Source organism: Acidobacteriota bacterium (assembly GCA_016716715.1).
Lineage (GTDB): Bacteria > Acidobacteriota > Thermoanaerobaculia > UBA5066 > UBA5066 > Fen-183.
Genome location: JADJVE010000004.1, coordinates 225,672 through 247,371 on the forward strand (window position 1 = coordinate 225,672; position 21,700 = coordinate 247,371).

The window sequence follows — 21,700 nt, forward strand, 5'->3', positions numbered from 1 at the left end:
GTATGATGCTCCGATGGCTCCCTCCTCGATCTTCGAACCCCCCGTCGCCGCCGACCCCCGCATCGACAAGCTGGCCGAGCACGTCCGGGAAATGATCAAGATCCTCGGCCTCGACCCCGAAAGAGATCCGAACCTCGTCGACACGGACCAGCGTGTCGCGAAGATGTACCTCGAGATCTTCTCGGGCCTCGATTCGGGCAACCGCCCGAAGCTCACGACGTTCCCGAACGACGAGAAGTACAGCGCGATGGTCATGGAGAAGGACATCCCCTTCTACTCCATGTGCGCCCACCACTTCGTGCCGTTCTACGGGCACGGGCACATCGCGTACATCCCGAACGAGCGAATCGTCGGGCTGTCGAAGCTGCCGCGCCTCCTCGAGTTCTACGCCCGCAGGCCGCAGCTCCAGGAGCGCCTCACGGAGCAGGTCGCGTCGACCCTGGAGGAGGAGCTCAAGCCGCAGGGCGTCATGGTCGTCATCGAGGCGCGCCACCTCTGCGTGGAGATGCGGGGCGTCAAGAAGCCCGGCGCTCTCACCGTCACGTCCTCGATCCGCGGAATCTTCGCGTCCAAGGCCGTGCGCGAGGAGTTCCTCGACCTCCTGAACCGCCGCGGCTGAGTAACCTTCTCCGGCGGCCGGCGTCCCCCTGAGAACAGGAGGACCCCCATGAGCCGTGCCGCCGCCGTCCCGACCATCCTCGCCGCGCTCGCACTCTCTCTCCCCGCCGCCGCCGATCACCGCCACTCGATGGACGTCACGATCGAGGAGCGCGACGCGAAGGGCTGCGCCGGCGTTCACGTCCGCTTCGGCGACCGCGCGACGGCCCGGGGCGAGGAGACCGTGACGCTCTCCCGGGCGGAAGCGAAGGGACTCGTCCTCGAGGGGTCCCGGCACGGCGGCGTGACGGTGCGCGGCGGCGACGCCAACACCTTCACCGTGACGGCGTGCAAGGCCGCCGCCGGCGCCGACGAAGCCTCGGCCGGGGCCGTCCTCTCGAAGATCGCGCTGCGCTCCTCGGGAGGCCGCATCACGCTCGAGGGCCCCCCGGGCGAGAGCTGGAACGGGTTTCTCGTCGTGACCGCCCCCCGCGACGCCGACTTCTCGGTCGAGGCTTCGAACGGTCCCGTTTCCCTCTCGAACCTCTCCGGGACGCTGGCCGTGACGACCGCGAACGGTCCCGTCTCCCTCGCGGGCCTCACGGGCGTCGTCACCGTAGACGCCGCGAACGGCCCCGTCTCGCTCAAGAACTCCTCGGGCGACGTGAAGATCCACGCCGTCAACGGCCCGCTCACGATCGCCCTCGCGGGCACGCGCTGGGAAGGCAAGGGCCTCGACGCCGACGCGAAGAACGGCCCGCTCACGCTGAAGGTCCCCGACGACTTCGCGTCCGGCGTGAGGGTCGAGACGTCCAGCCACGCGCCGTTCTCCTGCCGCGCCGCGGCGTGCGGCTCGGCTCGCCGCGAGGACGGGAACCGCACGCGCCTCGTCGAGTTCGGCGGGGACGCCTCGATCCGCCTCACGTCCTCGAACGGCCCCGTGTCGATCGTCGGCCCGAACCGCTCCTAGAGTCCGACGGCCGGCGTCACGCGGGGCGGCTCGAGAGCTGGCGCGCGAGCCGCCCCGCGGCGGCGAGGCCCCGAAGCGTGCGGACGCCGTGCCAGCAGAAGTCGTCGCCGGAGACGGGGACGACGTGACAGGCCGCCGGCAGGCGCTCGCGCCAGAACGCCACGTCCTTCCCGGCGAACGGATACGGCTCGTCGGGGAGGATCACGACGTCGGGGCGCGAGAGCAGGATCGCGTTCTCCGACGCCACCGGATAGTCGTGGACGTCGGTGTTCGAGGATTCTTCGAGTGAAAGGGAGCCTCCGACCCGGCGAAGCAGGTCCGCCACGTACGTGCGCGGCCCGACCGTCATCCAGGGGTCCTTCCAGATGAGATAGACGAAGCGAAAGCGCAATCCCGTGAGCCGCGCCTCCTCCTCGGCGCTCTCCAGCGCCTCTTCCACCTTCAAAGAAATCTTCTCCGATTCCTCTCTCTTCCCGACGACGCCCCCGAAGTGCCGCAGAAGGCCCGGAATCTCCGCGACCGTCCGCGGATGCGACACGTCCACGGCGAACTCGCGGCGGAGCGCCTCGACGTCCTCCGCGCGGTTCTCTTCCGCGTTGCAGAAGACGAGATCGGGCCTCGCGGCGCGGATGGCCGCGAAATCCGGGTTCTTCGTTCCGCCCACGCGCGGGACGTCCCTCAGCGCCTCTTTCGGGTGGATGCAGTAGCGCGTCGCCCCGACGAGGTCGCCGGCCGCCCCGAACGCCGCGAGGCTCTCCGTGATCGACGGGCAGAGGGACACAAGGCGCACGAACCCAGATTCTTCCACGCCCGGCCTCCGGCGGGTAACATCCCCCGGCCGCGGCCGGTCCGCGGGAGGAGTTTCGTCCATGTCCAGCGTCCTGACCGAGACCACCGCCGGGGCAGGTTCGTCCTCCGGCGTCGTCGTCAACGACTTCTCTTTGCAGGTTGCCACTGCGAACGGGTCCGGCTCGCAGACGGCGAACAGCGTCCTGATGCGCTCCATCTTTCAGATGGGCGTCCCGGTGTCCGGCAAGAACCTCTTTCCGTCGAACATCCAGGGCCTGCCGACGTGGTTCACGATCCGCGCGAGCAGGCACGGCTACATCGGCCGCAAGCGCGAGATCGACGTCCTCGTCTGCATGAACCCCGAGACGGCCGAGGAAGACGTCCGCGAGGCGCGGGCGGGCACGCACGTCGTCTACGAGAAGAAGCTCGGCCTCGAGAACCCGGGGAAGAAGCGCGACGACGTCACGTATTACCCCGTGCCGTTCGCCGAGCTCGTCGTGAAGATCACGGCGGCCCCCGAGCACGCGAAGCTCCGCAAGCTCATCGTGAACATGATCTACGTGGGCGTCGTCGCGGACCTCATGGGGATCGACCCCGCCGAGTCCGAGATCGCCATCGCCAAGCAGCTCAAGGGCAAGAAGAAGGCGATCGACCTCAACGTCTCGGCCGTGAAGCTCGGCCTCGACTACGCGGCCGCGAACTTCCCGGTCAAGATCCCCTACCGCGTCGAGCGCATGGACGCCACGAAGGGCAAGATCATCGTCGAGGGAAACGCGGCCGCCGCGCTCGGCTGCGTGTTCGCGGGCGCGACGGTGTGCGCGTGGTACCCGATCACGCCGTCCTCCTCTCTCTGCGAGTCCTTCATCGACTTCTGCGACGACCTCCGTGTCGACCCCGCGACCGGGAAGAAGAACGTCGCCGTCATCCAGGCCGAGGACGAGATCGCTTCGATCGGCATGGTCCTCGGCGCCGGCTGGGCGGGCGCGCGCGCGTTCACGTCCACGTCGGGCCCCGGCATCTCGCTGATGTCGGAGATCATCGGGCTCGGGTACTACACCGAGATCCCCGCGGTGATTTTCGACGTCCAGCGCGTCGGCCCTTCGACGGGGCTGCCGACCCGGACGATGCAGGGAGACATCCTGCTCTGCTACTTCAACTCCCACGGCGACGCCAAGCACCCCGTGCTCTTCCCGGCCTCGCCCGAGGAGTGCTTCTCGATGGCCGGCGAGGCCTTCGACCTCGCCGAGCGGCTCCAGACGCCGGTCTTCGTCCTGACGGACCTCGACCTCGGCATGAACAACTGGATGTCGGACGCGTTCCCCTATCCCACGGCGCCGCTCGACCGCGGCAAGGTCCTCGACGCCGCGGCGATCGAGAAGGTCAAGGACACGTGGGGACGCTACAAGGACGTGGACGGCGACGCGATCCCGTACCGCACGCTGCCCGGGACGAACTCCCCGGCCGGCGCGTTCTTCACGCGCGGCTCGGGACACAACGAGAAAGCGCAGTACTCCGAGAAGGCCGTCGACTACGTCAACAACGTCGACCGCCTCTCGCGCAAGTTCGACACCGCGCGGACGCTCGTGCCGAAGCCGGAGATCCAGGACCGCCCCGGCGCCGTGGCTGGCGTCCTCGCCTACGGCACGTCGCACTACGGCACCGCCGAGGGACGCGACAAGCTGGCCGCCGAGTTCGGCGTGCCCCTCGACTACTGCCGCCTCCGGGCGCTGCCCGTCGGCCCCGAGACGGCCGCGTGGATCCGGCGCCACGAGCGCATCTACGTCGTCGAGCAGAACCGCGACAGCCAGCTCGTGACGATCCTCCGCGACGAGTTCCCCGAGATCGCGGCGCGCTTCGTCCCGATCCGCCAGTACAACGGCCTCCCGCTCGACGCGACGACCGTCGTCGAGGGCGTCCTCTCGGACCGCAAGACGTCCGGGAAGAAGGGTTGAAAAGATGAGTGCCATTCCGAAGACGAACCGCCTCGGCCTGCCGAAGGCCGAGTACGAGGGCGGCAAGTCCACGCTCTGCCTCGGCTGCGGGCACGACGTCATCACGAAGCAGGTCATCAACGCCTTCTACGAGATGGGCGTCCCGCCCTACCAGGTCGCGAAGTTCTCCGGCATCGGATGCTCCTCGAAGACGCCCGCGTACTTCCTGAACCGCGCCTGGGGCTTCAACGGCGTCCACGGCCGCATGCCGTCGGCCGCGACGGGCGCGCTCGTCGCGAACCCCGAGCTCGTCGGCATCGGCGTCTCCGGCGACGGCGACACGGCCTCGATCGGCATTGGCCAGTTCGTCCACCTCGTGCGGCGCAACCTGCCGCTCGTCTACATCGTCGAGGACAACGGCGTCTACGGCCTCACGAAGGGCCAGTTCTCCGCGACGGCCGACGTGGGCGCCACACGCAAGAAGGGCGACGTGAACGAGTTCGTCCCGATCGATCTGTGCTCGCTCGCGATCGAGCTCGGCGGCACGTTCGTCGCGCGCTCGTTCTCCGGCGACATGAAGCAGCTCCAGACGATCCTCGAGGCCGCGATCGCCCACAAGGGCACGTCCATCATCGACGTCATCTCACCCTGCGTGACGTTCAACGACCACGAGGGCTCGACGAAGAGCTACAAGTACGCCAAGGAGCACGAGACGCCCGTCCACGACGTCGGCTTCGTCCCGTACTTCGAGGACACGCTCGCCGAGATCCCCGCGGGCGACACGAAGGACGTGGCCTTCCCCGACGGCAGCGTCCTGCGCTTCCGCGGCGTCGGCCGGGACTACGACCCGACCGACAAGGAGAAGGCGCTCCGGTCGATCCACGAGAGCCACGGCAAGCAGGAGATCCTCACGGGCATCCTGTACCTGAATCCCGCCAAGCCCGGGTTCTCGGAGGTCCTCGGCGCCACCGGCAAGTCGCTCGTGAACCTGCCGCTCGACGTCGTCAGACCCAGCCGCGAGGCCCTCGATCGGGTCATGGAGTCCATGCGATGAACGCGGCAACGACGAGCATCCGCGTCTTCGGGGTCTACCTCGTCATCCTCGGCGCCGCCCTCATCGTGGCGCCGAACGCCGTGCTCGCTCCCTTCGGAGTCCCGCCGACGTCCGAGGTCTGGGTCCGCGTGGTGGGCGTCCTCGCGACCGCCCTCGGCTTCTACTACGGCCACGCAGCGCGTTGCGGGCTCGTCCCGTTCTACCGGGCCACGATCGTCGCGCGCGCCTTCGTCTTCGTCTGCTTCGGCGCGTTCGTCCTCCTCGGCTTCGCGCCGCCGGCCCTCGCCCTGTTCGGCGCCGTGGACCTCGCGGGAGCGGCCTGGACGGCCGCGGCCCTCAAGAAGGGCTGAGCCCGGCGGCGGCGCCATGCCGATCCGGATCGTCAGGCTCGGCAGCCCACGCAGCCCCGGCGAGGGGCTGCGGATCGGCACCGTGCGCCGCCCGCCGCGCGGAGTGCCGAAGGCGGACTTTGCGAAGCGCGACTTCTACGACGTCTGGCTGCCGAACCTCGCGCCCAGCGAGGAGCTCCTGAAGGCGGGTCAGGCCGCGCAGGATGACGCGGCCCGATGGAAGGCGTTCGTCCGGCGCTACCGCGGCGAGATGAAACAGCCCGACGCCAGCCGCGTCCTCGATCTCCTCGCCGCGCTCTCGCACCAAACGAGCTTCTCGGTCGGCTGCTACTGCCCCGACGAGAGCCGCTGCCACCGGTCGGTGCTTCGCGAGCTGCTGGAAGCGCGGGGCGCCGATTTCGCCGCAGCCGGCTAGTCCTTCTTCTCCTTCTTGTCCTTGTCCTGCTTCGGCTCGTCCTTCTGTACCGACTTCTGCCCGTTCTTCGGCGCCTCGTTCCCGCGAGCCGGAGCGACGTTCCGCTCCTGCTTCACCTCGGGCTTCGCCTCATGCTTTGGCTCGGGTCTCGGCTCGGGCCGCACGGGCGCTGCCTCGTGCGCGATCGGGTCGGGCCCGGGCTCCACGACGCGTCGTGGCGGGCGGCTGAACGGCTGAGCCTGGGGCCGCGGCGCAGGCGCGGCCTGAGCGGCCTGAGCGGCCGGGGGAGGCGGCGGAGCCAGAGGCGCCGGCTGCGGCTGAGCCACGGGGCGGGCCTGAGGCGCCGGTTTCTCGCTCTCGACGCGCACGGGCGCCCTCTCCTGGGGCTTTGCCTGCGGTTTCGCCTCGGGCATCGCGAGCTCCCGCGAGCGCGCGCGGATCGGATCCGGGGGCGGCGCGCCCTCGGCGTCCTTGCGGGGCGCGAGCTGGACCTTGCGGTCCGGCAACACGACGGGACGGACTGCGACCGCCGGTCGCGCGGCCGCGCCCGGCTGAGCGGCGAGGCGGGAGGCGGACTCGGGAGTCAGCGGGGCCCCGCGGCCCTCGCGGATGGCCTCGACCTTCCTGTCGAACGCAGGCGGAGCCGCCGGCGGCGCGAGGCGGACGGCGACCGGGCGCGCGAGGACCGCATCGGGCGGGCGCTGGGCCGCGACCGTCGTCGACCGGAGCGATTCCCGGGTCGGGAGGACCGGCAGTGGCCCCTGCACGACGGGCGCGCTCTGGAGCTGTCGCACGATGGCGGCGTCGCGCACCACGACCGTCTGCGCAGGGCGGGAGCTGACGAAGGCGGAGCGCTCCATGACCGTCGCATACGCGCGGTTCGTGTAAACGACGTTCCGGGACACCGGGCTGCTCGGCTGACGGCCCCACCACGGGCGGAACGGATCGCGCGGCCCGAGGGGGAACCAGCCGACGTACCCTCCCCCACCCCCGCCCACACTCACGGTCAGGGACCAGCCCGGTCCGCCGCCCACGAACGCGACGAGGGCCGGTGCGTAGGCCACGTGGCGCACGTTCGGGGCCACCGGCACCCAGCACCAGCGCCTCGAGACGACGACCCATCGGCCGTAGTGATACGGCGCCCAGCCCCACGGCTCGGACGACACCCACGTCCAGCCCCACGGGTCCTGCCAGATCCAGTGCCCCACTCGGTAGGGGGTCCAGCCCGCGGCGACGGAGCGGGGCCTCCAGACGCGGCCGTACTGCGGCACGGAGTCCCAGTCGCCGTAGGCGTCGAGGTCCTCGGCGCCGAGGACGTCGTGGCTCGTGTAATCGTACGAAACGACTTCGTGCCGGCGCAGCTCGCGTGAGGTCACCCAGCGGTCCCACGAGTCGGCGAACGGAATCGCGACGACGTCGTACTCGGGGTCGTCGATCCCGGTCACGATCATCTCCTCGCCGGTGCGGAGCGACACCTCGCCGCCGGCAGCCGACACCCGGGCCTCCCCGAGCCGGACCGCGAAGCGCGTGTTGCCGGCCGCGTCGACGTAGACGCGGTAGAGGCCCGGGCGCTCGAGCGAGATGGCCGCGTTCGGCGTGTCGATCTCGAACTCGTCCTCGTCGTCCATCGAGATGACGCGGAAGCTCGCGGTGCCCTGCGAGACCGAGTACTGCTGGACGTCTTCCGTCAGGTTCAACGCGGTCAGGTCCGTGCGCGGCGCCACGAACGCCCTGAAGCCCGGGGCCTGGAGCTCGAGGCGCCCCGACGCGCCCGTCCACACCCGGTCGCCGATCGTCATCGGCACGTTGACCGCGAGCGGCTGCCAGCTGCCGGGATCGTCGCCCCGCTGCAGGGACCCCTCGCCCTGCACGAACGCGACGCGCGCGACGGTCTGGCGGAAGTCGCCCTGTGCGCGGGCCGCCGGAGCGGCGGCAATTGTGGCGAAGAGGGCGGAAAGAATTACAGCGAAGCCACGGGGGCTCGAGTGTTTCATCACATGCCTCTCGTTTCGGGCCCCTTGAGCGGGACCTTCACGAGCGGAAGAGCAAGCGACGTACCACGCGCGGGGGCCGGCCCGCGCGCGCCTTCTCAGCCGAGGTGCCCCATGAGCCCGCTGCGGTAGTCCGCGATCGCCTGCCGGATCTCGTTCTCGGTGTTCATGACGAACGGCCCATAGCCGACAACCGGCTCGTCGATCGGCGCTCCCGAGAGGAGCAGGATCGTGGAGTCCGCCGCGGCCTCGATCGAGAGCGTCTCGCCGTCACGTGCGAGAACCGCAAGCCCGCCCTCGTCCACCGACTTCTCGCCGTTGACGCGCCCGCCGCCGTGCAGGAAGAGGAGGGCCGTGGACTGGCCCGCCGGAACGTTCAGCTTCGCGGTCTTCCCGGCCCGGAGCCTCAGGTCCCACAGCTCGATCGGCGTGAACGTCCGCGCGGGGCCCTTCGCCTTCTCGAACTCGCCCGCGATCACGCGCACGGATCCGGCATCGCCCGGGAGGGTGACGACGGGAGTCCGGCTGCCGACGACGTCCTGATAGCCGGGCGGCGCCTTCTTGAACTTCGCGGGCAGGTTCACCCAGAGCTGCACCATCTCGAGCGTGCCACCCTTCTTCGTGAACTCCTTCCCGTGCATCTCCTCGTGGACGATGCCCGAGGCGGCGGTCATCCACTGGACGTCGCCGGGCCCGATCGAGCCCTTGTGCCCCGCCGAGTCGCGATGGTCGATCTCGCCCTGATAGGCGATCGTGACGGTCTCGAAGCCGCGGTGCGGGTGCTCCCCCACGCCGCGCGGGGCGAGGGCCGGCTTGAATTCCGCCGGAGCCGCGTAGTCGAGAAGGATGAACGGACTGAGGTATGGGGCGGAGTCGTACGAGAACATCGAGCTGACGGGGAATCCGTCCCCGACCCAGTGCTTCGGCGGCGCCTGCTCGATCCCGAGAACGCCTTTCGAACGATTCAGTGTCGCCATGGAGAAAATCCTTTCCGGGAGAGACCTGTTTACGCCGCGACCGGAGCCGGGGCGGGTTTGTGCCTGAGGGCCAGGTTGCCGGCGCCGCCGAGGATACCGGCGACGAGGACGGCCCAGCTGACGACCGGGGTCCAGTAATTCGAGAGGCCGAGGAGTGCGTCGAGAGAGTAGCTTCCGGGCCCGGTGAGGGCGAGCGCCGCGCCGCCGATGCCGTAAAGAAGGGGCATCTCGATCCCGTTCGACGCCGCGAAGAGGCCGTTCGCCCCGTGAACGCTGACCGCGGCCACGACCATGACGGAGACCATGAGGGCCGGGCCGACGGGCCCGAGGAGGCCCAGCGCGATCAGAAGTCCGCTCCCCATCTCGGTGGTCGCGGCGGCGGCCGCGAAGACGCGCCCGGGGCGGAACCCGAGTCCCTCGAAGAAGCCGCCGGTGCCGGCCAGGCCGTGACCGCCGAACCACCCGAAGAGTTTCTGGGCGCCGTGAGCGGCCATGAGAGAGCCCAGAACGATTCGAAGGACGAGAATTCCTGAGTCCATGTGTCGATCTCCTTTCCGGGGCCGAGGTCCCCGGCGAGAAGAACTATATTAAGTATAGTGACTACTTGTCAAGTAGCTGCTTGTCATTCGGGCGGCGGCCGGGGTATCCTCCTGTCCGTGAGACAGATGCGAGGCTCCCGCGCCCCCGACCTGGCCCTTTGCGGCCGGTATCACCGGGCGATCGAGCTGGTCGGACGCCGCTGGACGGGCGCGATCGTCTACCTGCTGCTCCGCTCCCGCTGCCACTTCGCGACGCTGCGCGACGCCATCCCGGACATCACGGACCGGATGCTGAGCGAGCGGCTGAAGGAGCTGGAAGAGGAGAAGATCGTCGAGCGCACGGTCGTCCCGGCAACCCCGGTCCGCGTCGAGTACGCGCTGACGAAAAAGGGCCGCGATCTGGCCTCCGCGATCGACGCGATGGCCGCCTGGGCCGAGCGCTGGGTCGAGCCCGAGACGCGCCGCGCGCCGCACCGCTCTTCGCGGTAAGCGATCGGCGCCCGCTACTTCCCCGCCACCAGCTTCTGAAAGCTCGGGTTCTGGCGCAGCGCGTCCCAGCGCGGGTCGAGCTTCAGGAGGGGAGCCGAGATCCAGGACGGGTGCGACAACAGGAACTCGAGCTCCCGGGTCGCGGCTTCCTGATTCCCCACCATCGCCTGGATGCGCGCCATGTCTTCTACCCTGCTCACGCCCCGGAAGGCGTCGCGTGTCGGAGGCATCAGCTCGACGCCGCGTTCACCCGCCCGAACGGCCTCGGCGTTCTGGCCGAGCCCGGCGAGGGCGATTCCGAGCGAGGAGTGGAGGCGTCCATCCTCCGGAGTCTCCTTGACCTTCGCCCGCAGAACGCCCGCGGCTTCGGCATACGCGGCTCGGGCCGCGTCGCGCCGGCCCATGTCGTCGAGGACCTCGGCGCGGAGCAGCGAGACGGGGATGTACTGCAGCTGATCCGTAATGGCCTCTCGCCTGGTCGCGTCGAGACGACGTTGAGCCCGTTCCCAATCCCTTCTGCAGATCGCAATTCGCACGGACATGGAGTCCAGTCGGCCGCCCGGATCCTGAAGGCCGGCGACCCGGGCCGCCGCCTCGAGGGCACGATCGGCCGCAGCGACGTCGCCGCGCCAGAGCAGCTGCGTCAGGGCCGCGTAGAAGTAGCCGTCCGCGTAGCCGGGGTTCAGCGACGCCGACGCTTCGAGGCTCCGAGCGGCCTCGGCGTACTTGCGCGCGAGGATCTGGGTTTCGCCGAGGTTGAAGTAGAAGGTGCCGTTCCCGGGATCGAGATCGATCCCCTTGCGGATACCGGCCTCCGCATCCTCCATCTTGCCCTGTCGTCGATGGACGGCGCCGATGACGAACTGCACGGCGGCGTCGTTCGGCCGGAGCGCGAGGGCCTTCTTGAAGTCCACGAGGGCGGCCTCGTAGTCGAGCAGCACCTGGTACTTGTAGGAGCCGTACGCCATGTGCGTCTCGGCGGAGTCGGGTCGCAGGGCGACGGCCCGCTCTGCTTCGGTTCGGGCCCGTTCGAGCTCCGACGGCCTCCGGTCGTAGAAGAGCCAGTAATTGATGATCCGCGCCCTGGCGAGAAGGGAGAGCGCCTCGGCGAACTGCGGGTCCCGTTCGACCGCGGCTTCGGCGAGCTTGATCTGCTCGGCGAGGACGGACGCCTCCTGCCGGCGCCTCTCCAGCGCGAGCGCTCGCAGGTAGAAGTCGTAGGCCGCGAGATCGCGGGTGGGCGCCTCGTGCGGGGCGGCCGCATCGGCGGGCGTGAGCGCCAGGTCGAGCGCCCGGACGACGCCGCTGGCCACCTCGGTCTGGATGGCGAAGACGTCCGCCAGCTGGCGGTCGTAGCGGTCGGTCCAGAGATGCGTGTCGTCGGAAACCCGGATGAGCTGGGGGGTGATGCGGACCCGGCCCGTGCCGCCGCCGCTCCTGTCCCATCGGACCGAACCTTCGAGGACGTAGCCCACGCCAAGGTCCTTCCCGATCTGCTCGACCGTCTTCCCTTTCCGGTCGTACTGCGTGGCCGTCGTGCGGGAGAGGACCGCGAGATTGCGGACGCCGGCAAGCCGGCTCGTGATCTCCTCCGTCATTCCGCTGGCGAAGTAAGCATCCTCGGGAGAGCCGAGATTCTCGAACGGCAGGACCACGATGCGTTTGGGGCCGGCGGCCGCCGGCGCGGACTTGTTCGAACGGCGAAGAAGAAGAATTCCTGCGAATGCGAGGAGCGCGACGGCGGCCACGGCGACAACCGCCATCGTCTTGCCGGATGGCGGCGTTGGTGCCTTTGCCCCGCCGGCCGCCGTCGTCGCACCCGACGCCTCCGACAGCGCGAACATGACGTCCTTCGCGGACTGGAAACGGTCGTTCCTCTCCTTCTCCAGGCAGTGCTTCACCACGTGGTCGAGGGCGGGCGGGATGTTGCGGCCGGACTCCGAGAGCTCCGGCGGCTCTTCCTTCAGGATCGCCGACATCGTGTCGGCGGGCGTCTCCCTCTTGAACGCTCTCTTCCCCGAAAGCAGCTCGTAGAGGATCGCCCCGAACGAGAAGACGTCCGACCTGTGGTCGACCGGCAGGCCGCGCACCTGCTCGGGCGACATGTACCCCACCGTCCCCATCACGACGCCCGGCTCGGTGTGCCGGGACTCCGTCGGCGCGTTCGATTTCTCGCCGCCCGGACCCTCTTCCGTCCTCTTGGCAAGACCGAAGTCGAGGATCTTCAGGTGGCCGTCTTTCGAGACGAAGAGGTTCTCGGGCTTCAGGTCGCGGTGGACGATGCCCTTCTCGTGAGCGGCGGACAGGCCTTTGGCGATTTGGAGGGCGTAGTCGACCGCCTGCTTCGGTGGGACCGGGCCGGAGTCGAGCTTCTCGCGCAGCGTCGCGCCTTCGAGAAGCTCCATGACGAGGATGTGGCGGGACGAGGACGAGGGAGAAGGACCGGGAATTTCTTCGAATGAATAGAGAACGGCGATGTTTGGATGGTTGAGGCTCGCCAGCGAGCGCGCCTCCCGCTCGAACCGGGCCCTGCTCTCTTCGCCTTCCAGGAACTCTTCAGGCAGCACCTTCAGGGCGACTGGCCTGTCGATGCGCGTGTCCCTCGCCCGGTAGACCTCCCCCATCCCGCCAGCACCGATGGGCGAGAGGATCTCGTAGGCGCCGAGACGGGTGCCTGCCTGGATCGTCACGAAACCCCCGGGTGATTCTATTGGTCGGGCGAGGCCGCCCGGATCAGTCAGCGCCGGCCGCGAATCGCGGCCTGGACGCTCTGGGCGCTTCGAACCGCGTTGTTGCGGGCCTTGCTCGCCGCCGAGGCGCGCTTCGAGTCGCGGGCCGACCGAGCGCGGAAGTACCAGATCCCGAGGGCGCCGAGAACGAGGACGAGGCCGAGGAGAAACGGAGTAGACACGGGCACCACCTGACGCAGGATAGGCCCTTTCACGTTCCGATGCGCCGGATCCGCAGGATCGGGCCGTCGGGCGCCGCCGCGTCCGTCAGGTCGATCTCCGCGAAGACCGCCCACGTGTGGTCGCTCTTCGGGTCGAGAAGCGTCTGCGCGACTTCCCACTTTCTCGAACCGGCAGACTTCAACTTCGTCAGGTGGTGAAGGCGGGCCTCGGCGCCCGAGAGCAGCTCTCCGTATTCCTCGAAGAACGGCGCGAGCGCCGCCTCGAACCGCGCGGCGTCCCAGGAGTCCGAGGCGTCCGCGCACACGCGCTCAGCAGCTTCTTCCCAGTCCTTCCGCGCGAGCGCACGCACGAGGAGCTGCGCCTCCGCGCGGACGCGCGCCGCGAAGACGCGAGGGTTCGCGAGGAGCTCCGTGATCCAGGAAGCCTCCGCCTTCTTCGCCGGCGCGGCCGGCGCGGCCCGCTCCGCGAGGAGGAGCTCTGGATGGCGCATCCGCTCCCATTCCTCGAGGAGACTCGCGTCGGTCTCCCCCACGAGCGACCGGAAGAAGCCCAGAACGTCCCACACCGTGTCGGTCTTCGCGGGCTCCGGCACGGTCTGGTCGAGCGTCCGGTAGAGCTGGGACAGGTAACGGAGAAGAACGCCCTCGCTGCGCTCGAGGCCGTAGCTCTTCACGTAGTCCGAGAAGCCGGAGAAGGTCTCGAACATCTCGCGTCCGATCGACTTCGGGCTCACGTCCGAGCCCGCGGTCCACGGATGAGCGGCGCGGAACGCGTTGAAGGAGGCGTACAGAAAGTCCGCCAGAGGTTTCGGGTGCGTGACCTCTTCGAGGCGCTCCATGCGCTCCTCGTACGGGACGCCCTCTTCCTTCAGCTCGGCCACGAGGCGGCCCTTCGCCCGGTCCACCTGCCGCCGCAGGATCACGTCCGGGTCCTCGAGGATCGATTCGACGACGCTCAGCACGTCGATCGCATACGTCGGGGAGGCGGCATCGAGCTCCTCGAGCGCCGAGAGCGCGAAGAGCGAGAGCGCCTGGTGGAGCGAGAAGTCGAACTGGAGGTCCCGGGCGACCGCGACCCGGTACGGCCGCTCGCCCGTCAGGACGAGGATTCCCGCCCGGTAGAGCGAGCGCACGAGAACGGCCGCCTGCTTCACGAGGCGGCGCTTGACGCCCTCGTCCTCGTGACAGCGCGCGACGAGGTCCCGGAGCGACGCGAAATTGCGGGCCGGCGCTTCGGCCTCATCCCGCTGCAGGAGCGACAGCACCATCCCGTGCGTGAGCCGGAAACGGGAGACGAGCGTCTCGGGCGGCCGCGAGATCAGCTTCTGGAACGTCTCGACCGTCCACGAGACCTCGCCCTTGGGCGGCCCCTTGACCGTGCGCGCTTTCTTCCCCGAGGCTTCGGACTTCCTTTCGGCCTGCCGCTTCTCGACGATGTGTTCGGGGGCCTGCGCGACCACGCTGCCCTGCGTGTCGAACCCGCGCCGCCCCGCGCGCCCGGCGATCTGCTTGAAGTCGCGGACGGAGAGGAGACCCACCTTCGTCCCGTCGTACTTAGCGAGCTTCGTGAAGAGGACGGTCCGGATCGGGATGTTCACGCCGACGCCCAGCGTGTCGGTCCCGCAGACGACGTGGAGGAGGCCCTTCTGGGCCAGCTGCTCGACGAGAAGGCGGTATTTCGGGAGGAGGCCGGCATGGTGGACGCCGATCCCGAACGACAGGAACCTCCGGAACTCCTTGCCGTAAGGCGTCGCGAGGCGGACGCCCGCGGCGATCTTCCGGATCTCGTCGCGCTCCTCCTTCGTCCCGATCTTCACGCTCGTGAGGGACTGCGCAAGCTCGGCGCACTCCCTCTGCGTGAAGTTCACGACGTAGATCGGGCTCTTCTTCGCGGCGAGAAGCTCCTCGATCGTCTCGTGGAGCGGCGTCTCGCGGTACTCCCAGTCGAGCGGGACGGGACGCTCGTCGGACGTCACGTGCGCGACCTCGCGGCCCGTGTCGCGCTGGAGACGCTCGGCGATTGCGCGTGTGTCGCCGAGCGTCGCGGACATGAGGAGGAACTGCGTGGACGGCAGGACGAGAAGCGGCACCTGCCAGGCCACGCCCCGCTCCTTGTCGGCGTAGTAGTGAAACTCGTCCATCACGACGTACGGGACGTCGAGCGCCGGGCCCAGCCGCAGCGCCATGTTCGACAGGACCTCGGCCGTGCAGCAGACGACGCTCGCGTCGGGGTTGATGCTCGCGTCCCCCGTCCGCATCCCGACGTTTTCGGGCCCGAGGTCGTTGCAGAGCGAGAAGAACTTCTCGCTCGCGAGCGCCTTGATCGGGCTCGTGTAGACGGACATCTTCCCCTCGCAGGCCGCCTTGAAGTGCAGGCCCAGGGCGACGAGCGATTTTCCGGACCCGGTCGGCGTTCCGAGGATGACGTGCTTGCCCGCCATGATCTCCAGAAGCGCCTCTTCCTGCGCCGGGTAGAGCGTCAGGCCCGTGGAGGAGACCCACTCGAGGAAGAGGCCGAGGATCTCGTCGGGATCGCTCGTCCCGCGCGGCGGGATCCGGTCCGCGAGCGGCGCGACGTCCGGCATCCGGTCAGGGCGTCTTCGCGGAGAATTCGACGGAGACCGGCCGCCACGTCTTCGGGTCGTTCACGAGCCCGTGCGCCTGGCTGACGACCTCCAGACGCTTCGGGACGAACTTGAAGAGCGCGAAGTCCGCGCCGCGGGACTTGTCCTTGTAGAACGGCCCCCAGTCGTCCTTCCAGTGAAGGGCCTTGACTTCAGGGTCCGCGACGAGACTCGCGGTCCCGACAAGCGTGACGTAAGCCGGAAGAGATGCTTCGAAGAACTGAAGAGTGGCCCGCGGGTCTCGCGCGAGGTCGGCCACCTTGCGTGTCGCGGGGTTCGTCGCGATCCACACCGTGAAGTCCTCGTCCGGCCCAAGTGCATCCACGACGCGTGACTGAGGCTGGCCGTCGGGGCCGATCGTGACGAGCGTCGCGTAGCGGGCCTTCAGCGCGATCTCCCGCGCGGCCTTCAGGACCGCCTTGGGTTCGGCCACCGGCATCGGCGCGGCAGGAGATGCGGCGACGGCGGCCGGAAGCGCCGTCGCGAGCGCGGCCGCCTCGGCCGGGCAGTCGCGATCGGGCACGGCGTTCTTCGCGCGCACCGCGGCGAGCTCCTTCTTCGCGGCGGCGAGATCGGCGAGGAACGCCGCGTCCGCGTGGAGCCGCGCGACGGTCGCGGCGCCGAGAATGCGCCCCTCGTTGACGTCCGCCTGCCAGTGGACGTTGCACACGACGCGGCTCTGCCCGAACGCACGGCCGCGCTCGACGACCGCCTCGGCGCGGTCCGGCGCGACCTCGGCGAGGACGAGAGCCCAGGCCCACCCGGCGGCGGCGTGGCCGGAGGGATACGACCCCTGCTTCGCGAGGTCCTTCTCGTCGGCGGGGGTGCACGTCGGCTCGCCGTTCACGAGGAAGGGCCGCTTCCTCATGTACTTGTTCTTGGCGGCGCCCGTCGAGTACCCCGCGTCGGAGAGGACGCGCCGGAGGAGAACGTAGAGGTGCGGCGTGTCCTGCTCCGTGATCGGCGCGCCGACGGCGCACGCGAGAGAGCCGGCCGCGCCCGGGAACGTGAGGTTCGCGTCCTCGGTCGCCTGCGCGAAGCGCGGCGTTCCGCGCAACGCACGGCCCGCGCGATTCGCCTCTTCGTCGGCCGAGAGTGCGCCCGAGCCGGGCGCAGGCGGCGGCGGGACGAGCGCGAGGCTGTCGGGGACCTCTTCCTTCGTCAGGTAGCCCGCGATCGAGCCGGGCCAGAGCTGCGGGACCGTCCCGCGCGCCTCGGGCGGCGGCGGCGCCGTCGCGCATCCGGCGGCGAGAGCGAGACAGACGAGGAGGGCGGGGATGCGCATCCGGATGTTCTTCATGCGCGAAAGTATGGCCTACCCGGACGTTAAACCGCCGCCGTCTCCCGCGCGCCCACGCGAAGCGCCTCGGCGACGAGCGCCTCCTGCTCGTGCGCGAACGCGTGGTGCGAGCCGGGGGCGGGGCTCGCGAGCTCGCGCCTTCCGATGTAGCGGAGCACGCGGCCAGCCGCGAGACCTTCGACCTTGCCGTCCAGGAACTGCTCGCGCACGAAGCGCCATGCGCCCATGTTGCGCGGCTCTTCCTGCACCCAGACGAGCTCGGCGTCCTGCGGGTAGCGCTGGAGGATCGCCCCGATCTCGCGCCCCGGGAACGGGTAGTACTGCTCGAGGCGCACGATCGCGACGTCGGTCTTGTCGGCTTTCTCGCGTGCCGCGATGAGATCCCACGCGACCTTGCCGCTCGCGAGGATCACCCGGCGCGCCCGCGAGGGCCCGGCCGGGTCGTCGAGGACGGGGTGGAACGCGCCGTCGGCCAGCTCGTCGATCGTCGAGACGGCCTTCGGGTGGCGCAGCAGGCTCTTCGGCGTCATGACGACGAGGGGCTTCCTCTCGTCGCCCGCCATCTGGCGGAGCAGCAGGTGGTAGTACTGCGCGGGCGTCGTCACGTTCGCGACGCGCATGTTGTCCTCGGCGCAGAGCGTCAGGAACCGCTCGAGCCGCGCCGACGAGTGCTCGGGGCCCTGCCCTTCCTGCCCGTGCGGCAGCAGCAGCACGAGGCCGCAGCGCTGGTTCCACTTCTGCTCGGAGCCCGAGATGAACTGGTCGATGATGACCTGCGCGCCGTTCGCGAAGTCGCCGAACTGCCCTTCCCACAGGACGAGCGTCGACGGGTCCGCGACCGCGTAGCCGAACTCGAAGCCCATGACGGCGTTCTCCGAGAGAAGGCTGTCGATGACCTCGAACGCGGCCTGCTCCGGCGCGATCGTGTTGAGCGGCGTCCACTCCGCCCCGGTTACCGCGTCGGCGAGGACGGCGTGGCGCTGGCTGAACGTGCCGCGCCCCGAGTCCTGGCCGGAGAGGCGCACGGGCGTGCCGTCCAGGAGCAGCATCCCGAACGCGAGCATCTCGCCGCCCGCCCAGTCGATCTCGGGCCGGCCGCTCGCATACTCGGACCGCTTCTTGAGGATGGACTTGAGCTTCGGGTGGACCTCGAAGCCCTCCGGCACGGCCGAGACGGCGCGCGCGACCTCGGCGAGGCGCTCGCGGACCGTGCCCTTCGGCTTCAGGCGCTTCGCGGGCGTCGCGATCAGAGAGTCGAAGCCGGACTTCGCGCCGCCGCGCGCCTCGTCGTAGGCGCGGTCGAGGGCGGTCTTCGCCTCGGCCCACATCTGGTCGACCTCGCCCTGCGAGAAGACGCCCTGCTTGACGAGCGCGGCGCCGTAGAGGCGCGCGACCGACGTGTGCGCCTTGATCTTCACGTACATGAGGGGCTGCGTGTAGCTCGGCTCGTCGCCCTCGTTGTGGCCGTAGCGGCGGTAGCAGACGAGGTCGATCACGACGTCGCGCCGGAACGCGTTGCGGTACTCGCTCGCGACGTCCACCGTGTGGACGACGGCCTCGGGATCGTCGCCGTTCACGTGGAAGACGGGCGCCTGCACCATCTTCGCGACGTCGGTGCAGTACGGCGACGACCGCGCGTCCGCGGGGTTCGTCGTGAAGCCGATCTGGTTGTTCACGACGACGTGCACCGTGCCGCCCGTCCGGTAGCCGTGCAGCTGCGACATGTTGAGAGTCTCGGCCACGATGCCCTGCCCCGCGAACGCCGCGTCGCCGTGGAGGAGGATCGGGAGCACCTTCGCGTGCTCGCGGTGGTCGCCCAGCGACGTCTGCTTGGCGCGAACCATGCCCTCCACGACGGGGTCCACGAACTCGAGGTGGCTCGGGTTCGGCGCGAGCGCGACGCCGAGCTTCTGGCCGGCCGGCGCGAGGTGCGTCCCGACGGCGCCGAGGTGGTACTTCACGTCGCCGGAGCCCTGCACGGTTCCGGGATCGACCTGCCCCTCGAACTCCGCGAAGATCTGCCCGGCGGGCTTCCCCACCGTGTTCACGAGGACGGTCAGGCGCCCGCGGTGGGACATCCCGATGACGGCCTCGCCGAGGTCCGCCTCGGCGGCACGGTCGAGGAGGCGGTCGAGGAGCGCGATGGCGGCCTCGCCGCCCTCGAGGGAGAAGCGCTTCTGGCCCACGTACTTCGTGTGAAGGAACTTCTCGAACGCCTCCGCCTTCACGAGCGCGTTCAGGATCCGCCGCCGGTCCTCGCGTGAGAGGTTCGCGCGGTTGCGCGACCCTTCCATCCTCTCGATGAGCCACTGCTTCTGCGCGGTGTCCTGGTTGTACATGAACTCCGCGCCGATCTTTCCGCAGTACGTCTGGCGGAGGACCTCGAGGATCTCGCGCAGAGTCGCGCGGTCGCGGCCGGCGAGCCCGTTCGTGATGAACGGCCGGTCGAGATCCCACAGCGTGAAGCCGTACGTCGCGGGGTCGAGGTCCGGGTGGTACGGCACCGCGTCGACGCCGAGCGGGTTCACGTCCGCGACGAGGTGGCCGCGCACGCGGTACGCGTTGATGAGCTGGAGGACGCGCGCCTGCTTCTCGACGGCCTCGAGGCGGTTCGTTCCGCCGAAGAACGGCGAGCTTGCGTCCTTCTCCCAGCGCATGGGCCGGTGCGGGACCTTCAGGTCCTCGAAGATGCGGTCGTAGAAGCGGTCGTTGCCGAGGAGAAGGTCCTGGAGCGTCGCGACGAACCCTCCGGACTCGGCGCCCTGGATGATCCGGTGGTCGTAGGTCGACGAGACGTTCATGACCCGCGACACGCCGAGCGCCGACATGACGTCGTCCGGCATGGCCTGGAACTCGGCCGGGTAGCCCATCGCGCCCGTCGCGATGATGGCGCCCTGCCCCGGCATGAGGCGCGGCAGCGAGGACGTCGTCCCGATCGTGCCGGGGTTCGTGAGCGAGATCGTCGTGCCGGCGAACGCGTCGGGCTCGATCGCGCCCTTTCGCGCCCTGGAAACGAGCGTGTCGAAGGCCGCCAGGAACTCGCCGAACGCCATCTTCCCGGCATCCTTGATGTTCGGGACGAGGAGCGACCGCGAGCCGTCCTTCTTGGTGATGTCGATCGCGATGCCGAGGTTCACGGCGGGCTTCTTGATGCGGGCGGGCTTTCCGTCGGCCTCGCCGAACGCGTCGTTCATCCCCGGGTGCTTTTCGAGCGCGCGCACGATGGCCCACGCGACGAAGTGCGTGAAGGAGACTTTCGAGAGGCCGAGCGCCTCGCGGTGGCGGTTCAGGATCCGCCGGTTCTCCTCCATGTTCTTCACGGGGACGACGCGGTTCGTCGTGGCGGTGGGGACGCCGAGCGACGCCTCCATGTTCCGGGCGATCGTCGCGGCGCCGCCCGCGATCGGCACGGCCTGTTCGCCGGCGCGCGCGGTCACGGGAGCGGGGCGCGGGGCCGGCGCGGCGGACTGCGGCGCCGGAGGCGCGGCGGGCTCGGGCAGCAGAAGCGGCTCGGGAGCGATCGCCCGGGCCGGGACGCTCATCGCAAAGGGAACGCGGTCCTCCAGCGCCCGGAACGCCCGGCGCCAGTCCTCGTCGACGAGGGCCGGGTCGAGGCGGTAGAGGGCGTAGAGCTCCTGGGCGAACGGCGCGTTGTCGCCGAACTCCTCGAGCATGGCGTTGAGAACGAGGGCGGAGGACGAGTCGCTCATGAAGGGGTCAATTGTAGCCGCCGGGGCCGGTTCAGGCCGTGACGTCGCGCCGCGTGAAAACCGCGAACGCCGCGGCCGTCGCGGCCACGGCCCAGCCCGCAAGCACCCACGCCGAGAACGCCAGCGTCATCCCTTCGAAGGGCGCCGGCATCCCCGCGTAGAACTCCGGCAGCGGCAGGTTCGTGACGAAGAACCACTTCGCCCCGTCCCAGTCCGAGGCGATGCGCGAGAGGATCGTTCCGGCCACGAGCGTCGCCATCATCGTGCCCATCGCGGCCGCCGCCGACCGGAAGAGGACGGACAGGAGAAGCGTCACGCACCCGACGGCGAGCGCCGACAGCCACGCGAGCCCCCAGAGCGCGAGCGCATCCTGCCAGAGAGGCAGGATCCTGACGGCGGACAGGTCGAACCCGCCGGCGGCGCCCGGGCCGAGCCGGAAGCCGGTGAGCATGGGCGCTCCCCAGCCGCTCCACCCGAACGCGACGCCCGAGATTCCCCACGCGAGGACGAACGCCGCGAGAAGCGTGAGCGTCGTGAAGAGGACCATCGCGATCAGCTTCGAGAGCAGCACCTTCCAGCGCGCGACGGGGCGCGTGAGGAGCAGCGTGACGGTGCCCTCGGCGAACTCCGACGAGACGAGGTCGGCCCCGAAGACGGCGATGAGGAGGGGGATGAGGAGGACGCTCCCGACTCCGGCGAACGTGCGCGTGAAGACGGGACCAGTCAGGGAATTCGGATCAAGATTCTTAGAAAGGTAATAACGCAATCTCCCCGACTCGTACTTCATCCAGCGTTTCCACTGCTCCGGGATGCCCCGCCTCTGGTTCATCTGGCGTTCGAGGTCGCCCGCTCGCTTCTCGACCTGCGCCCGCCAGTCGCGCTCCGGGTGTTCCTTGCGCTGGTTCTGCTGCTGCCGGTTCTGGGCGAAAACGACCAGGCACAGAAGCGCGGCCAGAACGATCAGGATGAGCCTGAATCTCTTCCTTCTGAGAATCTTCAGACACTCGTTCTCGACGAGTCCCACCATCACAGGCATCGCACTCTCCGAACCCG

Annotated in this window: 17 protein-coding genes; 7 read left to right on the top strand and 10 right to left on the bottom strand. The window is 69.5% G+C overall.

What is annotated here, in order from left to right:
* Positions 1 to 13: 13 nt before the first annotated feature.
* Together folE and IPL89_08315 are read left to right on the top strand one after the other, a co-directional pair.
* Positions 14 to 619, top strand: coding sequence for a GTP cyclohydrolase I FolE (gene folE, locus IPL89_08310; GenBank protein ID MBK9063183.1), 606 nt, complete (start codon positions 14 to 16; stop codon positions 617 to 619).
* 48 nt (positions 620 to 667) lie between these two features.
* A complete protein-coding gene (locus IPL89_08315) occupies positions 668 to 1,567 on the top strand; it encodes a DUF4097 family beta strand repeat protein (GenBank protein ID MBK9063184.1) in 900 nt (299 codons plus the stop codon).
* Positions 1,568 to 1,583: 16 nt separating this feature from the next.
* Here IPL89_08315 and IPL89_08320 read toward each other — a convergent pair whose 3' ends face one another.
* Entirely contained in the window at positions 1,584 to 2,357 is a 774-nt protein-coding gene (locus IPL89_08320) for an ABC transporter substrate-binding protein (GenBank protein MBK9063185.1), read from the bottom strand.
* Between the two features lie 79 nt (positions 2,358 to 2,436).
* On the opposite strand from IPL89_08320, the gene IPL89_08325 reads away from it, so the two are divergent.
* Genes IPL89_08325 through IPL89_08340 form a run of 4 tightly spaced genes read left to right on the top strand, consistent with a single transcriptional unit; the run spans position 2,437 to position 6,106 of the window.
* The gene (locus IPL89_08325; GenBank protein MBK9063186.1) at positions 2,437 to 4,308 is read left to right on the top strand and encodes a 2-oxoacid:acceptor oxidoreductase subunit alpha; all 1,872 of its coding nucleotides are present in this window, start codon (positions 2,437 to 2,439) and stop codon (positions 4,306 to 4,308) included.
* Positions 4,309 to 4,312: 4 nt separating this feature from the next.
* Complete coding sequence (locus IPL89_08330) at positions 4,313 to 5,341, top strand: 2-oxoacid:ferredoxin oxidoreductase subunit beta (protein ID MBK9063187.1); 1,029 nt, start codon at positions 4,313 to 4,315, stop codon at positions 5,339 to 5,341.
* A complete protein-coding gene (locus IPL89_08335) occupies positions 5,338 to 5,691 on the top strand; it encodes a hypothetical protein (protein ID MBK9063188.1) in 354 nt (117 codons plus the stop codon). The genes IPL89_08330 and IPL89_08335 overlap by 4 nt, the downstream gene beginning before the upstream one ends.
* A 16-nt stretch (positions 5,692 to 5,707) precedes the next feature.
* Positions 5,708 to 6,106 carry a DUF488 family protein gene (locus tag IPL89_08340; GenBank protein MBK9063189.1) on the top strand — a complete coding sequence of 133 codons (399 nt, stop codon included), beginning with the start codon at positions 5,708 to 5,710 and terminating at the stop codon, positions 6,104 to 6,106.
* Here IPL89_08340 and IPL89_08345 read toward each other — a convergent pair.
* The 3 genes from IPL89_08345 to IPL89_08355 form a co-directional block, all read right to left on the bottom strand.
* Positions 6,103 to 8,100, bottom strand: coding sequence for a hypothetical protein (locus IPL89_08345; protein ID MBK9063190.1), 1,998 nt, complete (start codon positions 8,098 to 8,100; stop codon positions 6,103 to 6,105). The genes IPL89_08340 and IPL89_08345 overlap by 4 nt on opposite strands.
* Before the next feature lie 95 nt (positions 8,101 to 8,195).
* On the bottom strand, positions 8,196 to 9,074 hold the full coding sequence (locus tag IPL89_08350; GenBank protein MBK9063191.1) for a pirin family protein: 879 nt from the start codon (positions 9,072 to 9,074) through the stop codon (positions 8,196 to 8,198).
* Between the two features lie 29 nt (positions 9,075 to 9,103).
* Complete coding sequence (locus IPL89_08355) at positions 9,104 to 9,613, bottom strand: DoxX family protein (GenBank protein ID MBK9063192.1); 510 nt, start codon at positions 9,611 to 9,613, stop codon at positions 9,104 to 9,106.
* A 126-nt stretch (positions 9,614 to 9,739) separates the two neighbouring features.
* Here IPL89_08355 and IPL89_08360 point away from each other — a divergent pair, with 126 nt between their 5' ends.
* Positions 9,740 to 10,102, top strand: a complete 363-nt coding sequence (locus IPL89_08360; GenBank protein ID MBK9063193.1) for a helix-turn-helix transcriptional regulator — start codon at positions 9,740 to 9,742, stop codon at positions 10,100 to 10,102.
* Positions 10,103 to 10,116: 14 nt separating this feature from the next.
* On the opposite strand, the gene IPL89_08365 is transcribed toward IPL89_08360, so the two are convergent.
* Genes IPL89_08365 through IPL89_08390 form a run of 6 tightly spaced genes read right to left on the bottom strand, consistent with a single transcriptional unit; the run spans position 10,117 to position 21,683 of the window.
* The gene (locus IPL89_08365; protein MBK9063194.1) at positions 10,117 to 12,792 is read right to left on the bottom strand and encodes a protein kinase; all 2,676 of its coding nucleotides are present in this window, start codon (positions 12,790 to 12,792) and stop codon (positions 10,117 to 10,119) included.
* A 47-nt stretch (positions 12,793 to 12,839) separates the two neighbouring features.
* Positions 12,840 to 13,013, bottom strand: a complete 174-nt coding sequence (locus IPL89_08370) for a hypothetical protein (GenBank protein MBK9063195.1) — start codon at positions 13,011 to 13,013, stop codon at positions 12,840 to 12,842.
* Between the two features lie 29 nt (positions 13,014 to 13,042).
* Positions 13,043 to 15,598: a DUF3516 domain-containing protein gene (locus tag IPL89_08375; protein MBK9063196.1), complete on the bottom strand. Its 2,556-nt coding sequence runs from the start codon at positions 15,596 to 15,598 to the stop codon at positions 13,043 to 13,045.
* A gap of 4 nt (positions 15,599 to 15,602) precedes the next feature.
* Entirely contained in the window at positions 15,603 to 16,937 is a 1,335-nt protein-coding gene (locus IPL89_08380; GenBank protein ID MBK9063197.1) for a pyridoxamine 5'-phosphate oxidase family protein, read from the bottom strand.
* 26 nt (positions 16,938 to 16,963) lie between these two features.
* Positions 16,964 to 20,647: a multifunctional oxoglutarate decarboxylase/oxoglutarate dehydrogenase thiamine pyrophosphate-binding subunit/dihydrolipoyllysine-residue succinyltransferase subunit gene (locus IPL89_08385; GenBank protein MBK9063198.1), complete on the bottom strand. Its 3,684-nt coding sequence runs from the start codon at positions 20,645 to 20,647 to the stop codon at positions 16,964 to 16,966.
* Positions 20,648 to 20,678: 31 nt separating this feature from the next.
* Positions 20,679 to 21,683: an ABC transporter permease gene (locus tag IPL89_08390; protein MBK9063199.1), complete on the bottom strand. Its 1,005-nt coding sequence runs from the start codon at positions 21,681 to 21,683 to the stop codon at positions 20,679 to 20,681.
* Between the last annotated feature and the right edge of the window lie 17 nt (positions 21,684 to 21,700).

Excerpts from the sequence above, each read along its gene's own strand:
- folE (MBK9063183.1), top strand. The coding sequence starts at position 14 with ATGGCTCCCTCCTCGATCTTCGAACCCCCCGTCGCCGCCGACCCCCGC.
- IPL89_08315 (MBK9063184.1), top strand. The coding sequence starts at position 668 with ATGAGCCGTGCCGCCGCCGTCCCGACCATCCTCGCCGCGCTCGCACTC.
- IPL89_08325 (MBK9063186.1), top strand. The coding sequence starts at position 2,437 with ATGTCCAGCGTCCTGACCGAGACCACCGCCGGGGCAGGTTCGTCCTCC.
- IPL89_08330 (MBK9063187.1), top strand. The coding sequence starts at position 4,313 with ATGAGTGCCATTCCGAAGACGAACCGCCTCGGCCTGCCGAAGGCCGAG.
- IPL89_08335 (MBK9063188.1), top strand. The coding sequence starts at position 5,338 with ATGAACGCGGCAACGACGAGCATCCGCGTCTTCGGGGTCTACCTCGTC.
- IPL89_08340 (MBK9063189.1), top strand. The coding sequence starts at position 5,708 with ATGCCGATCCGGATCGTCAGGCTCGGCAGCCCACGCAGCCCCGGCGAG.
- IPL89_08345 (MBK9063190.1), bottom strand. The coding sequence starts at position 8,100 with ATGAAACACTCGAGCCCCCGTGGCTTCGCTGTAATTCTTTCCGCCCTC.
- IPL89_08350 (MBK9063191.1), bottom strand. The coding sequence starts at position 9,074 with ATGGCGACACTGAATCGTTCGAAAGGCGTTCTCGGGATCGAGCAGGCG.
- IPL89_08355 (MBK9063192.1), bottom strand. The coding sequence starts at position 9,613 with ATGGACTCAGGAATTCTCGTCCTTCGAATCGTTCTGGGCTCTCTCATG.
- IPL89_08360 (MBK9063193.1), top strand. The coding sequence starts at position 9,740 with ATGCGAGGCTCCCGCGCCCCCGACCTGGCCCTTTGCGGCCGGTATCAC.
- IPL89_08375 (MBK9063196.1), bottom strand. The coding sequence starts at position 15,598 with ATGCCGGACGTCGCGCCGCTCGCGGACCGGATCCCGCCGCGCGGGACG.
- IPL89_08380 (MBK9063197.1), bottom strand. The coding sequence starts at position 16,937 with ATGAAGAACATCCGGATGCGCATCCCCGCCCTCCTCGTCTGTCTCGCT.
- IPL89_08385 (MBK9063198.1), bottom strand. The coding sequence starts at position 20,647 with ATGAGCGACTCGTCCTCCGCCCTCGTTCTCAACGCCATGCTCGAGGAG.
- IPL89_08390 (MBK9063199.1), bottom strand. The coding sequence starts at position 21,683 with ATGCCTGTGATGGTGGGACTCGTCGAGAACGAGTGTCTGAAGATTCTC.